Genomic DNA, 13217 nt, shown 5'->3' with positions numbered 1-13217 from the left:
CGCTGCATTCTTAAGTGCAGTAGCACCGGTTGCCCCGGTGTTATCAACAACGAATGCTTCCACTCCCATAAAAAGCCCACCTGAGTGGGTCAATGAATACTTGAGTAATATGGGATGGGAGATAAACCACCTCCTGTCCCATCCGGCATCTTGCTCAGACCGAACTGCATCTGCTACTTGTCGGGATTTTTAGCTCTTCATTACTTTAGCCATTTGATGCTGTTTTTTTCTCTGATTTTCTCTGCAAGCTGGTGACCAAGGTTTACGCAGGGCCTCTCGATGAAGTGATAGGTTATGCAGGACATCACGAAAGTTAAAATCAGAAGGATGATAAAAAGCGTCACGCCTCCGTTTCCCTTATATATTCCGAAATCCCTCAGATAAATCCCCGCCAGTTTTTTAATCACCATGTGGTTAAGATAGAGTGAATACGACATCTCACCCATTACCAGCCAGAAGTTGCCAAATCGTAACTCCCTTCCCTTGCTGAGCATTACCAGTGAGCCAACCAGTGCAAATGAGACGAGCCCCCATCGCTCCACTCCAGCTCCGCGATTGTATCCAGAGATTATTGTGGCTACTGAAATGCAGAGGACGCAAAGCATCAGCAATGAAAACGTCTTATTAAAGATGATCTTATCGCTTACTCTACTGTATAGCTCAGCTATCAGCATTCCGTAAATGAAATCATATACTATTGGGTTTGAAATAAATGTTAGGTTTCTTAGGATGGAATTATCACCGGTGTCTCTAGTGATTGGATCTAATTGCAAGTGCCCACGGAAATAAATTTGAGATGCACATACGATAGCAACCATCAATATAATGCAGACCACCGTTCTGTGTTTGTGGCTAACTGCTATAGAAGCTGCAAATATTGCATAAAATAGCATTTCATAGGTTAGCGTCCAGGCGGGTAGATTTATGCTGTATCCATACCATGGGCCAATAAAGTTGTAATCATTAGGGATCAGGAAAATGCTTTTTACTACTTGAGATATTGTGTGCTGAGCGCTGACATCAAGAAGCAGCAAGAATAACAAAACGCAAAGGTAAACAGGATATAAGCGAAACATTCTTTTAATTGAGAACTCAACAGGCGTGTTCTTTTCTCTATTGCGAGAAGAGTAGACAATGATAAATCCGCTTATCACAAAAAATATATCAACGCCTACTTCTCCAAGACCAAAAAGTCGATCACCTAAATCAGACTGTGCATATACTGAATTTAAGTATTGTCTAAAGTGAAATGCAATCACAAGAAGAACAGCTATTCCTCTTAAAAACTGAATGCTATCTAGTCGATTTGTTTTCACGCCTGAGTCCATTTCAATATCAAATGCGCCCATTATAAGCGCATTTTGATATCATACATGAAAATTTATTTACTTTGTGATCTGCAATGTCAGACGAGAGTACAAGGCATATGCTGTTGATGCCTGTCCCGCCTGGTTGACCTGCCCCCAGTATTAGATACAACGATCAGTTAGTAATGTCGGTTTGTTTACCTTCTAATTTTCCATTTCTCCAGCTTGCTGAAAATTCAGCCAGCGTCTGGTAATTCAGCGATGAATGAGGTCTGGACTCGTTATAGTCCTGCCGCCAGTCATTAATGATTTTCCGGGCATGAAGAATATCGCTGAACCCGTGCTCATTCAGGCATTCATCCCGAAAGCGACCGTTGAAACTCTCAATAAATCCGTTCTGCGTTGGCTTGCCTGGCTGGATTAAGCGCAACTCAACACCATGCTCAAAGGCCCATTAATCCAGTGCGCGGCAGGTGAACTCCGGCCCCTGGTCAGTTCTTATCGTCGCCGGATAGCCCCGAAACAGTGCAATACTGTCCAGAACACGCGTGACCTGAACGCCTGAAATCCCGAATGCGACGGTAATTGTTAGACACTCCTTCGTGAAGTCGTCCACACAGGTCAGGCACTTGATCCTGCGACCGGTGGCGAGCGCGTCCATGACAAAATCCATCGACCAGGTCAGGTTCGGCGCTGCCGGGCGGAGCAGCGGCAGACGTTCTGTTGCCAGGCCTTTACGACGTCGTCTGCGTTTTACGCCCAGCCCGCTCAGATGATAAAGGCGGTACACGCGCTTGTGATTAACATGAAGGCCTTCACGGCGCAGCAACTACCAGATGCGGCGGTATCCAGAACGCCTTCGCTCCAGTGCCAGCTCAGTGATGCGCCCTGATAAATGCGCATCAGCCGCCGGACGCTGAGCCTCATAGCGGCAGGTCGACAGGGACAAACCTGTAAGCCTGCAGGCACGACGTTGCGACAGACCGGTCGCATCACACATAAACTCTACGGCTTCGCGCTTCTGGTCTGTCGTCAGTACTTTCGCCCTGGAGCCACCTGAAGCGCCTCCTTATCCAGCATGGCTTCGGCGAGCAGCTTCCTGAGTCTGGCGTTCTCTTCCTCAAGCGACTTCAGGCGCTTAACTTCGGGCACCTCCATTCCGCCATACTTTTTACGCCAGATATAAAAGGTGGCGTCGGAAATGGCGTGCTTGCGGCAGAGCTCACGGGCAGAAACCCCGGCTTCAGCCTCGCGGAGGATACTGATGATCTGTTCGTCGGAAAAACGCTTCTTCATGGGGATGTCTTCATGTGGCTTATGAAGACATTACTAACATCGCGGTGTGTTAATCAACGGGGAGCAGGTCAATAAATCAGAAGTAAGAAAATCCTTTCATATCAACGCCTCACTCCGCCCAATCCGGCTTATTTAAAATGTGGTCCTGCCAGTCGCGCACTTCAGATTCTTTGACCGCAATATGGCGCACCGAAATACGTTCGGCGTGCATCGCGGCTTTTGAGCCAGCACGCAGCGGGTGCCACTGTGGCAGATTTTTCCCCTCGGCCAGCAGACGGTAAGCGCAGGTGGGCGGCAGCCACTCGAAGGTCGGCAGGTTGTCGCGGGTCAGTTTGATGCAGTCCGGCTCATACTCGAAGCGTCGTTCATAGTTGCGGCACTGGCAGGTTTTGATATTAAGCTGACGACAGGCGACGTTGGTGAAGTAGATTTCGTCGGTGTCTTCATCCATCAGCTTATGCAGGCAGCACTGACCGCACCCGTCGCAGAGCGATTCCCACTCGGCATCGCTCATCTCATCCAGGGTTTTACGCTGCCAGAAAGGGGTTTCGGTCATAACAGTGTCCGCGCATCAAAAATTAAGCTGCACCTTATAAACACTCTGGCGCCAGGATGCAAGTTTTGCCGCCCCACGGGCGGCATCTTTACAGAACCCGTGTGGTCAGGGTGTGATCGTCAAAGGCGATGTCCAGCGCGTCGCCGCTGTTGAGCGGGCCGACGCCTTCCGGCGTCCCGGTGAGGATCACATCCCCCGCGCGGAGTGTGAAGAAACGGCTCATATAAGCGATAAGCGGCACGATCTTATGGATCATATCGGCGGTATTGCCGCTCTGGCGCACCTCGCCGTTCACGCGCAGGCTGAGCGGCGTGTTTTGCGGATCGCCTGCAAACTCCCCTGCCGGGATAAACCCGGAAATCGGGCAGGCGTTATCAAACGCTTTCGCCTTTTCCCACGGCTGCCCGGCCTTTTTCATTTTGCCCTGAATATCGCGAAGCGTGAGATCGAGCGCAACACCATAGCCAGCTATCGCTTTGGCGACATGCTCTTCGCTCGCCTGACGGAGCGTTCCGCCAATCAGCACCGCCAGTTCGACCTCGTGATGCACCGAGCCGAGTCCCTGCGGCAGCACGAGCGGCTGGCGCAGATCGCACAGTGCGGTTTCAGGTTTGATAAACAGCACCGGCTCTTCCGGCGTGGCGCTGCCCATCTCCTGAATATGCTTTGCGTAGTTGCTGCCGACGCAAACGACTTTGCTGACCGGGTAGTCAAGCAGCGCGCCCTGCCAGTGATGATGTTGATACATAGCGTCCCTCTGGGTTCGATGGTAAGACAGTACGTAACTATTCGTCCCGGCCGCGCAAAAAGTCAAACCGCGCGCGTCGCTACAAAAAAAGCGCCGTATGAAACGGCGCGTGGGACTATTTTTTACCGAGCGACTCGAGATGCTGTTTTAGCAAATTTTCCGGCGGCGGCGGCATCTGTAAATAATAGCCCTGATCTTTTAACGCCTGTTTCACTTTTTCGAGATCGGCGTTGGCTAATTTTTTACGACCGTCCAGCGGAAGCATCATGGTCATAATTGGCTGGCCGAAACCAGCCAGCAATTCTTCCGGCACACGCGAAAAATCGTCTTTTTTTTCAACATAAAGATAAGTTTGTTCGCGACGCGCGCTTCGATAGATCACACAAAACATGTTTTTACTCTAATTTAGCCAGATGGTTACTTGCCTGAATATAAGGCTGACTATAACATGCCTGATGTGCTTCGGAATATCATCCCACTGCGGTGGGGATTTAAACTGAATTGAGTAAGGCCAGGATGTCAAACACGCCCATCGAGCTAAAAGGCAGTAGTTTCACCTTATCAGTGGTTCATTTGCATGATGCTCACCCCGAGGTTATTCGCAAGGCGCTTGAAGAAAAAATTGCTCAGGCGCCGGCCTTTCTCAAAAATGCGCCGGTGGTAGTGAATGTTGCAGGGCTTGACGGGTCGATAAACTGGCAGCAGTTACATCAGACGTTTATCGACAGCGGCCTGCACCTGGTCGGCATCAGCGGCTGTCAGGATGACGCGCTGAAAGCGGAGATCGCTCGTGCGGGCCTGGCGCTGCTGACCGAGGGAAAGGCCAGCGCGCCGCGCGCCGCAAAGCCCGCTGAAGCGCCTGTACCGCCTGCCCCGGCGGCAGCGCTGCGTACCCGGTTAGTGGATCTGCCGGTGCGTTCCGGGCAGCGGATCTACGCGCCGGGCGCCGATCTGGTGGTCACAAGCCACGTCAGCGCGGGCGCGGAGCTTATCGCTGATGGCAATATTCACGTCTATGGCACCATGCGCGGGCGCGCCCTCGCCGGTGCCAGCGGCGATAAAGAAGCACAAATCTTTTCAACAAATCTCGCGGCGGAACTGGTTTCCATCGCCGGGGTTTACTGGCTGAGCGATCAAATCCCGGCCGAGTTTTACAACAAAGCGGCACGCCTGCGTCTGGCCGACGGCGCGCTGACGGTTCAACCATTAAATTAAGCCCTTTTAACAAGGAATTCCTTTATGGCACGCATTATTGTAGTTACATCAGGTAAAGGGGGCGTTGGCAAAACCACCTCCAGCGCGGCCATCGCTACGGGTCTGGCCCAGAAGGGAAAGAAGACCGTAGTTATCGATTTCGATATCGGCCTGCGTAACCTTGATCTGATCATGGGTTGTGAACGCCGTGTCGTATACGATTTCGTGAACGTCATTCAGGGCGATGCCACACTGAATCAGGCGCTTATCCGCGATAAACGTACCGAAAGCCTCTACATTCTGCCCGCATCGCAGACGCGCGACAAAGACGCGCTGACCCGCGAAGGCGTGGAAAAGGTACTGGATGAGCTGAAAAAGATGGAGTTCGACTTCATTGTCTGCGACTCCCCTGCCGGTATCGAAACCGGCGCGCTGATGGCGCTCTATTTTGCTGATGAAGCCATCATTACCACTAACCCGGAAGTCTCCTCCGTGCGCGACTCCGACCGTATCCTGGGTATCCTCTCTTCCAAATCGCGCCGCGCCGAAAATGGCGAAGCGCCGATTAAAGAGCATCTGCTGCTGACCCGCTACAACCCGGGACGCGTCAGTAAGGGCGATATGCTCAGCATGGAAGATGTGCTGGAGATCCTGCGTATTCCTCTGGTGGGCGTTATCCCGGAAGATCAGTCCGTGCTGCGCGCCTCCAACCAGGGCGAGCCGGTTATTCTTGACGATACCTCTGATGCCGGGAAAGCCTACGCCGATACCGTCGATCGCCTGATGGGAGAAGAACGTCCTTTCCGCTTCATTGAAGAAGAGAAGAAAGGTTTCCTCAAACGCCTGTTCGGAGGATAAGTTATGGCATTACTCGACTTTTTTCTCTCCAGAAAAAAGAACACCGCGAATATCGCTAAAGAGCGCTTACAAATTATTGTTGCTGAGCGTCGTCGTAGCGATGCTGAACCGCATTATTTACCGCAGCTGAAGCGGGATATTCTGGAAGTGATTTGTAAATACGTTCAGATTGATCCGGAAATGGTCACCGTTCAGCTGGAACAAAAAGGCGACGATATTTCGATTCTCGAACTTAACGTCACCTTACCGGAAGCGGAAGAGACGAAATAACGATAAAAAATACCCCGGCATGCCGGGGTATTTTTTTTGCCGCTTCACTGTATATATTCTCAGTGAATCTCACTTTTCCTGTGAATAATTACAGGTATTGTATTAATAATTCTGCAGCAGCGTTTTTAACGCCTCGCCTAATAACTCGCCGCGCCAGCCACTAATTAATTCCGGCAGTTGATTCTGCGGTTTCAGCTTCCAGTGCCAGTTCAGCAACTGGTTAATCTGGCGGCGCGACGCCATCAGCTCGGCGCTGATCTTGTGCGCCTCGCTTGTCTCCTGCACCAGCGCTTTGATCTCTTTAAACACTTTGCGATAACCCGGCATGTCGACCAGATTCGCCAGCGGCTCCGGCAGCGCGTCTTCCAGCAACGCCTGCGCTTGCGCGACCAGCGCCAGCAGCGTCTTGCCATGGAAGCGGATTTCGCTGCCTGACAGCCCCAGCCCGTCGAGTTCGCCAAGCGAGCCCGGCATGTGGCGCGCCACCTTCCAGAGATTCTCTTCGCGCACCACGAAATTGACCGCCATATCGCGCTCGCGCGCTTTACGCAGGCGCCAGCCGGCCAGCAGCTTCAGGCACGCAAGCTGACGCGGACGCAGCTGCCAGGCGTTGGTGATTTCACGCCAGGCTTCATCCGGATCGAGAACCTCGCCGCGGCGCTGGGTCATCAGGCGGCATTCGTTGATGGCGGCGGTGAGCCAGCCTGCTTCGCGCACCTGCTCCATCAGTTTGTGGGCGATCGGCAGCAGATACCAGACGTCCGCCGCCGCGTAGTCGCACTGGCGCTCCGTCAGCGGGCGCGCCAGCCAGTCGGTACGCGACTCGCTTTTATCCAGCGCCACGCCGGTGTGATGCTCTACCAGCGTCGCAAAACCGCAGGAGAGCGGATGACCGACAAACGAGGCCAGCACCTGGGTGTCGATAAACGGATCGGGCATCATGCCGAACGCGTTCTGGAACACTTCCAGATCTTCGCTGCCCGCATGGAGAAATTTGGTGATGTTCTGATCCTGCAGCAGCGCCTGAAACGGCGCCCACTCGGTAATGGTCAGCGGATCGATCAGCGCGACGTTTTCGCCGTCATAGAGCTGGATGAGCCCCAGTTGCGGATAGTAAGTGCGGGTACGGACAAATTCGGTGTCCAGCGCCAGGGCGCGCTGCGTGCGTGCGGTTTCGCACAGCGCCGCCAGCGCGTCATTGGTGGTTATCATCTGGTAATTCAAATCGCTCTCTCTTTGTCTGCGCCCATAAAAAACGCCGGTAGAACCGGCGTCAGGGCGACGTGATTGCAGCTCAGGCAGTATTGTCACCTGCCCGGCGCGCTTCGTCACGTAGTTCTCGTCGTAAAATTTTCCCGACGTTCGATTTTGGCAGCTCGGTGCGAAATTCCACCTGTTTCGGGACTTTATAGCCCGTCAGGTGCCGACGGCAGAAGGTGATCAGCGCTTCTTCCGTAAGCGACGCCTCTTTCTTCACCACGAAGATTTTCACCAGCTCCCCGCTGGCTTCCGAGGGGATGCCCACCGCCGCGACTTCCTGCACCCCGCTGTGCTGCATCACCACATCTTCGATTTCATTCGGGTAGACGTTAAAACCGGAGACCAGAATCATATCTTTTTTGCGATCGACGATGCGCATGAAACCTTCTTCATCCATCACCGCGATATCGCCGGTGCGCAGCCAGCCGTCCTGGATAATCTCATCAGTGGCGTCCGGGCGCTGCCAGTAACCCAGCATCACCTGCGGGCCTTTAATGCACAGCTCGCCAGGCGCGCCGGGCGCCACTTCGTTGCCCTCGTCGTCAATCAGTTTGACTTCGGTGGACGGCACCGGCAGGCCGATGCTGCCGCTGTGGTAGTCGATATCGTGCGGGTTGACGCTCACCAGCGGCGAGCATTCCGTCAGTCCGTAGCCTTCCAGCAGGAACTGGCCGGTCAGTTTCTCCCAGCGCTCCGCCACGGCCTGATGCACCGGCATGCCGCCGCCCGCCGAGAGGTGCAGCGAGGAGAAATCGAGCTTGTGGAATTCTTTGTTATTCAGCAGCGCGTTAAACAGCGTGTTCACGCCGGTCATCGCGGTAAACGGGTATTTGCCGAGCTCTTTCACCAGCCCCGGAATATCGCGTGGGTTGGTAATCAGCACGTTCTGGCCGCCGAGTTCGATAAACAGCAGGCAGTTCATGGTCAGCGCGAAAATGTGGTACAGCGGCAGCGCGGTGATCACCAACTCTTTACCGCGATGCAGCAGCGGGCCGTACGTGCCGAGCACCTGCTCAAGGTTGGCGAGCATGTTGCGGTGGGTCAGCATCGCGCCTTTAGCCACCCCCGTGGTGCCGCCGGTGTATTGCAGGAAAGCGAGATCGTCAGGCGTCACTTCCGGCTTGATGTACTGCAACCGGTAGCCATTATGCAACGCGCTGCGAAACGAAATGGCGTCCGGCAGATGATACTTCGGCACCAGGCGTTTCACATACTTCACCACAAAGTTCACCAGCGTGCCTTTGGCGGTGGAGAGCTGATCGCCCATGCGGGTCAGAATGACATGCTTTACCGGGGTCTTATCGACGACTTTTTCCAGCGTGTGCGCAAAGTTGGACACAATCACAATGGCGCTGGCGCCGCTGTCGTTCAGCTGATGCTCCAGTTCGCGCGGCGTGTAGAGCGGGTTGACGTTCACGACGATCATCCCGGCGCGCAGAATGCCAAACAGCGCCACCGGGTATTGCAGGAGGTTGGGCATCATCAGCGCCACGCGATCGCCTTTTTGCAGGCCCAGGCCCTGTTGCAGCCAGGCGGCGAAGGCGCGGCTGCGCTCTTCCAGCTTACGGAAGGTCATCACCTCGCCCATGTTGGTGAAGGCGGGTTGATCGGCGAAGCGTGTGCAGGATTGCTCAAACAGATCCACCAGGGAGTGATAACGGTCCGGGTTTATCTCCGCCGGAACATCCGCCGGATAACGGTTAAGCCAAACCTTCTTCAATGCGTCACCTCTGAATGTATTATTCGTCGTCATCACAACCCCAAAGCAATAAACACGGCGTTAACATAATATTAACTCATTGTACCAGTTTATTAATTCACCTGATTTAAGGTTGCGAAGCGCGTCACTAATTATTTTTGTTATACCGATAAAACAAATAAACAGCGGACCGGCCGCTGTTTATTTTATTTACTAAATCAATTGCTTACTCGGTTACTACGGTCTGAACCTGCGCCGGGCCGGGATTATACCAGCCCCACGGGCCATAGCCATATCCCCAACCAGGGCGCGGCCCCCACATCCACGGGTCGATGGGCTGCGGCGGCATCACCACCTGCTGCGTTACGCGCCAGCGCTTGAAGCCGTTCACCTGCATCACCATGAACTTATACGGGCTGGAACCGATTTTACCTTCCACCGTGCCGGTAATGGGGCCTACGACAGTAACAAGTTGATTACGGAAGTCGACCGGGTCGAGAAAGCCGTTCACGTCGGCATAGATGCGCCCGCGCGACGGCTGGCCAAGCAGGGGTCGTGCGGCGCTATCGAGCGGCAACGTGGCGATTTCCAGGCGGGTTTTCCCCTGCTGATTATCGACATTCACCACCCGCCCGCCGAAGCGCGCTTCCTGCCCGATGTAAAGCTGCGGCGCGTTCATCACGCGCACCAGATCCTGTTGCGGCGTCGGGCTGGTGCCTTTAATCGCGTCGGGTACGCTGACGCACCCGCCGAGAAGCAAAACGCTCAGCGCCAGAAACCCGCAGCGCATCATTGATTGTTGACCCACCATAAGCGACTCCTTAAACCCGCCCGCGGCTTGCGTCGGGATGTTATTCCCGGCCTGGCAATTTTTTCCACGCCACTTCGTTGCGCAGATAGACCGGTTCTGCATGTTCGACCGCGACAACGCGCTGTTGTTCGAACAACCGGCACGCCAGCGGCAACATATCTTCCGCCGCCGGGAGGGTTACCTGCCCGTCGGTAAGCGTCAGTCCACTCTCCTGGGCCATATCCGGCCACGCCTGCCAGCCGGTGCCGACCGTCACCCATTCGCCGCTGAGCGTCTTCAGGCGCTCCGCGACCGCGTCCGGCTTAAGCACCGCCTCGGTCTCTTCGCCATGCCAGACGCCCTGCGCGTCGCGCTGGTACTCAGCCCAGTAGACTTCGCCCATGCGGGCGTCGATCGCCGCCAGCACGCGGGTCGCGCCGCTGACGCGCCATGCGCCCTGGGCCATGGTCATCAGCGTCGATACGCCGACCATCGGCAGTTCTGCACCGAGCGCCAGCCCCTGCGCGATGCCAATGCCGATTCGCACGCCGGTGAAACTTCCCGGCCCGCGGCCAAAGGCCAGCGCGTCCATCGCCGCCAGCGCAACGCCGCTGTCGGTGAGGATCTCACTGACCATCGGCAGAATACGCTGGGTGTGCTCGCGCGGGCAGAGTTCAAAGAGGGCGGACGTTTTACCGTTATCCCACAAGGCGACGGAACAGGCCTCAGTGGCGGTATCAATAGCCAGAATTCGCATGGATCAATAACACTCTTACGCGTCGTGGTGGTTCAAAAAGGGGCGCATCTTATCACAGTCTGGCATAAATTACTGCCGCGCCGCGTCGGTGAGAAAGCGCGCCGCCTCGCCGATATCGCGGGTGCGCGGCGTCGGCGGCAGGCTTTTCAGGAAGACGGCGCCGTAGGGGCGCATTACCAGGCGGTTGTCGCAAATCACCAGCACGCCGCGGTCGTCGACGTCGCGGATAAGCCGCCCCACGCCCTGCTTGAGCGTGATCACCGCGTCCGGTAACTGGACTTCATCGAACGGATCGCCGCCGCGCAGGCGGCAATCTTCCATGCGCGCTTTCAGCAGCGGATCGTCCGGCGAGGTAAACGGCAGTTTGTCGATAATGACCAGCGACAGCGCGTCGCCGCGCACGTCCACGCCTTCCCAGAAACTGCTGGTCGCCACCAGCAGCGCGTTACCCGCGCTGATGAACTGCTCAAGCAGCTGGCTTTTGCTGGTTTCGCCCTGGAGCAGCACCGGCAACGTCATGGTGGCGCGGAATTGCTCCGCCAGCTCGCGCATCATGGCGTGCGACGTGCAGAGCATAAAACAGCGGCCCTGGTTGGCCTCAATCAGCGGTTGCAACATTCGCGCCAGCGCCTTTCCGGCCTGCGGCTGGTTGGTTTGCGGCAGGCCGCGCGGCACGCAGAGGAGCGCCTGGCGGGCATAGTCGAATGGGCTTGGCAGCAGCAGCGTTTGCGCGTCGTGAATGCCGAGCCGCTCCGTGAAGTGATGCAGTTCGTCATTCACCGAGAGCGTCGCGGAGGTAAAGATCCAGCTGCCGCCCTTTTCGGCGATAACGTCCTGAAATTTATCCGCGACGGTCAGCGGCGTGAGCGCCAGCGTGAAGTGACGCGAGTTGCATTCATACCAGTAGCTGTAGCCCGGCTGATTGATCTCTTTTAAGCGTTTGAGGCGCGCGCGATAGAGCGTGGCGCGCTCAAAGGCGGCGTCCAGCAGCGCCGAACGGCCAAGCGACAGCTTCGCCACGTCGTAGCAGAGCTCCAGCGCGTCATCAAGCAGCAGCAGCGCGCGGCTGATGGAGGCGTCTGCCAGCAGTTCGCGCAGGTTGCCGCGAAAGCCGGGGTCGCCCAGCTGGAGCCTGAAATCCTGGGTGCTTTGCGCCAGACGGTCGGCGCACTTTTGCAGCTGCTGGGTATCTTTCACCTCGGTGCGGTAGGCGATGATAATGTCTCTCGCGAGGTCAAGCAGCTGGCGGCTGGAGAGCGACTGGCCGAAATACTGGCTGGCGATATCCGGCAACTGATGGGCTTCGTCGAAAATAATCACTTCAGCCTCCGGGATAAGCTCCGCAAAGCCGCTCTCTTTGACCACCATATCGGCGAGAAACAGGTGATGGTTCACCACGACGACGTCGGCTTCCATCGCCTTTTTACGCGCTTTCACGACAAAGCAGTCTTTATAGAGCGGGCAGTCGCTGCCGAGGCAGTTATCGTTGGTGCTGGTGACGAGCGGCCAGACGGGGGCATCTTCCGCCACGCGCCCGCAGGTGCTGATGTCGCCATCCACGGTTTCGTTGGCCCAGCCGCGCAGATGGATAACGTCGCTTAAGGTTTGTACCGGCAGATCGCCGCCCGCCAGCGCCTGTTGCTCCAGGCGCTCAAGGCACAGATAGTTGGAGCGCCCTTTTAAAAGCGCCAGGCGGCCCTTGTACTCCAGCGCTTTGGCGACCGTGGGTAGATCGCGGCTGTAGAGCTGATCCTGCAGCGCCTTCGAGCCGGTGGAGACAATCACTTTCTTACCGGCGCGCAGCGCGGGCGCCAGATACGCGTAGGTTTTCCCGGTCCCGGTGCCCGCTTCCACCACCAGCGGTCTGGCGGCCTCAATGGCGGCGCTGACCGCCTGCGCCATCTGACGCTGCGGCTCGCGCGGTTTAAAGCCGGGTATCGCTGTGGCTAGCTGGCCATCTGCTGCAAAATCGTCCGTCACACTGCCCCCTGGTTAAATTGCCAGTGATTATGTCAGGGCGGCCACGCTTACGCCAGCCGAACAGATGACGGCGGGCGCGCTTTATGGCAGGCTTGCGCTTTGCTGAACAGAACAGGAAAAGGAAACAGCGATGACAATCGTGCGTATCGATCCCGCAGATCGTTGGTCTGACGCGGTGATTCACAACCAGACGATTTACTACACGGGCGTGCCGGAAAATCTCGATGCCGACGCTTATGAACAAACCGCCAATACGCTGGCGCAAATCGACACCCTGTTAACCGCACAGGGCAGCGATAAATCCCGCATTCTTGATGCCACGATTTTCCTGGCCGACAGCGACGATTTCGCGCTAATGAACAAAGCGTGGGATGAGTGGGTGGTGGCAGGCTCCGCGCCGGTACGCTGCACCGTACAGGCCCGCCTGATGAATCCACGCTATAAAGTAGAAATCAAAATTATCGCCGCCGTGTGATCCCGCCGCCACTGTTCGCCGGTGGCG

The 13217-nt window shown here is 56.0% G+C and carries 13 protein-coding genes and 1 pseudogene; 4 read left to right on the top strand and 10 right to left on the bottom strand.

The features are described 5' to 3' along the window. Positions 1-200 precede the first annotated feature (200 nt). From AB8W27_RS08550 to AB8W27_RS08530, 5 genes and pseudogenes are all read right to left on the bottom strand, one after another. Positions 201-1349: an acyltransferase gene (locus AB8W27_RS08550; RefSeq protein WP_237656557.1), complete on the bottom strand. Its 1149-nt coding sequence runs from the start codon at positions 1347-1349 to the stop codon at positions 201-203. Positions 1350-1482: 133 nt separating this feature from the next. Beyond that, positions 1483-2603 (bottom strand): annotated as a pseudogene (locus tag AB8W27_RS08545) (IS3 family transposase). A 109-nt stretch (positions 2604-2712) separates the two neighbouring features. After that, positions 2713-3159, bottom strand: coding sequence for a YcgN family cysteine cluster protein (locus AB8W27_RS08540; RefSeq protein ID WP_007762202.1), 447 nt, complete (start codon positions 3157-3159; stop codon positions 2713-2715). Positions 3160-3247: 88 nt separating this feature from the next. Then, positions 3248-3907 (bottom strand): fumarylacetoacetate hydrolase family protein, encoded by a 660-nt coding sequence (locus AB8W27_RS08535; RefSeq protein ID WP_041923652.1) that lies wholly within the window; start codon positions 3905-3907, stop codon positions 3248-3250. Positions 3908-4022: 115 nt separating this feature from the next. After that, positions 4023-4298, bottom strand: coding sequence for a YcgL domain-containing protein (locus tag AB8W27_RS08530; protein ID WP_015741562.1), 276 nt, complete (start codon positions 4296-4298; stop codon positions 4023-4025). Between the two features lie 125 nt (positions 4299-4423). Here AB8W27_RS08530 and minC point away from each other — a divergent pair, with 125 nt between their 5' ends. Genes minC through minE form a run of 3 tightly spaced genes read left to right on the top strand, consistent with a single transcriptional unit; the run spans position 4424 to position 6229 of the window. Next, the gene (minC, locus tag AB8W27_RS08525) at positions 4424-5122 is read left to right on the top strand and encodes a septum site-determining protein MinC (RefSeq protein WP_041923653.1); all 699 of its coding nucleotides are present in this window, start codon (positions 4424-4426) and stop codon (positions 5120-5122) included. 24 nt (positions 5123-5146) lie between these two features. Further along, positions 5147-5959, top strand: a complete 813-nt coding sequence (gene minD, locus AB8W27_RS08520; RefSeq protein ID WP_007762208.1) for a septum site-determining protein MinD — start codon at positions 5147-5149, stop codon at positions 5957-5959. 3 nt (positions 5960-5962) lie between these two features. After that, positions 5963-6229: a cell division topological specificity factor MinE gene (minE, locus tag AB8W27_RS08515; RefSeq protein WP_007762212.1), complete on the top strand. Its 267-nt coding sequence runs from the start codon at positions 5963-5965 to the stop codon at positions 6227-6229. Positions 6230-6331: 102 nt separating this feature from the next. Here the strand turns inward: minE and rnd are convergent, their stop codons facing one another. The 5 genes from rnd to AB8W27_RS08490 form a co-directional block, all read right to left on the bottom strand. Continuing rightward, positions 6332-7453: a ribonuclease D gene (rnd, locus tag AB8W27_RS08510; RefSeq protein WP_282913967.1), complete on the bottom strand. Its 1122-nt coding sequence runs from the start codon at positions 7451-7453 to the stop codon at positions 6332-6334. A gap of 70 nt (positions 7454-7523) precedes the next feature. Then, entirely contained in the window at positions 7524-9209 is a 1686-nt protein-coding gene (fadD, locus tag AB8W27_RS08505; protein ID WP_015741565.1) for a long-chain-fatty-acid--CoA ligase FadD, read from the bottom strand. 205 nt (positions 9210-9414) lie between these two features. Next, positions 9415-9999, bottom strand: a complete 585-nt coding sequence (locus AB8W27_RS08500) for a Slp family lipoprotein (protein WP_049787151.1) — start codon at positions 9997-9999, stop codon at positions 9415-9417. A 40-nt stretch (positions 10000-10039) separates the two neighbouring features. Then, positions 10040-10735 (bottom strand): tRNA (adenosine(37)-N6)-threonylcarbamoyltransferase complex dimerization subunit type 1 TsaB, encoded by a 696-nt coding sequence (gene tsaB / locus AB8W27_RS08495; protein ID WP_015741567.1) that lies wholly within the window; start codon positions 10733-10735, stop codon positions 10040-10042. A gap of 69 nt (positions 10736-10804) precedes the next feature. Beyond that, positions 10805-12715 (bottom strand): ATP-dependent DNA helicase, encoded by a 1911-nt coding sequence (locus AB8W27_RS08490; protein WP_015741568.1) that lies wholly within the window; start codon positions 12713-12715, stop codon positions 10805-10807. Positions 12716-12845: 130 nt separating this feature from the next. On the opposite strand from AB8W27_RS08490, the gene AB8W27_RS08485 reads away from it, so the two are divergent. Next, positions 12846-13190 carry a RidA family protein gene (locus tag AB8W27_RS08485; protein WP_015741569.1) on the top strand — a complete coding sequence of 115 codons (345 nt, stop codon included), beginning with the start codon at positions 12846-12848 and terminating at the stop codon, positions 13188-13190. Positions 13191-13217 lie beyond the last annotated feature (27 nt).

Source organism: Cronobacter turicensis (assembly GCF_041222865.1).
Taxonomy (GTDB): Bacteria; Pseudomonadota; Gammaproteobacteria; order Enterobacterales; family Enterobacteriaceae; genus Cronobacter; species Cronobacter turicensis.
Note: the sequence above shows the minus strand (reverse complement) of the source record. Positions and strands in the feature narration are given on the sequence as shown.

What these genes read in the sequence shown, in the direction of transcription:
- tsaB (WP_015741567.1), bottom strand. Translation starts at nt 10,735, where the DNA reads ATGCGAATTCTGGCTATTGATACCGCCACTGAGGCCTGTTCCGTCGCC.
- AB8W27_RS08485 (WP_015741569.1), top strand. Translation starts at nt 12,846, where the DNA reads ATGACAATCGTGCGTATCGATCCCGCAGATCGTTGGTCTGACGCGGTG.
- AB8W27_RS08550 (WP_237656557.1), bottom strand. Translation starts at nt 1,349, where the DNA reads ATGGGCGCATTTGATATTGAAATGGACTCAGGCGTGAAAACAAATCGA.
- minC (WP_041923653.1), top strand. Translation starts at nt 4,424, where the DNA reads ATGTCAAACACGCCCATCGAGCTAAAAGGCAGTAGTTTCACCTTATCA.
- minE (WP_007762212.1), top strand. Translation starts at nt 5,963, where the DNA reads ATGGCATTACTCGACTTTTTTCTCTCCAGAAAAAAGAACACCGCGAAT.
- AB8W27_RS08500 (WP_049787151.1), bottom strand. Translation starts at nt 9,999, where the DNA reads ATGGTGGGTCAACAATCAATGATGCGCTGCGGGTTTCTGGCGCTGAGC.
- minD (WP_007762208.1), top strand. Translation starts at nt 5,147, where the DNA reads ATGGCACGCATTATTGTAGTTACATCAGGTAAAGGGGGCGTTGGCAAA.
- AB8W27_RS08540 (WP_007762202.1), bottom strand. Translation starts at nt 3,159, where the DNA reads ATGACCGAAACCCCTTTCTGGCAGCGTAAAACCCTGGATGAGATGAGC.
- AB8W27_RS08535 (WP_041923652.1), bottom strand. Translation starts at nt 3,907, where the DNA reads ATGTATCAACATCATCACTGGCAGGGCGCGCTGCTTGACTACCCGGTC.
- AB8W27_RS08530 (WP_015741562.1), bottom strand. Translation starts at nt 4,298, where the DNA reads ATGTTTTGTGTGATCTATCGAAGCGCGCGTCGCGAACAAACTTATCTT.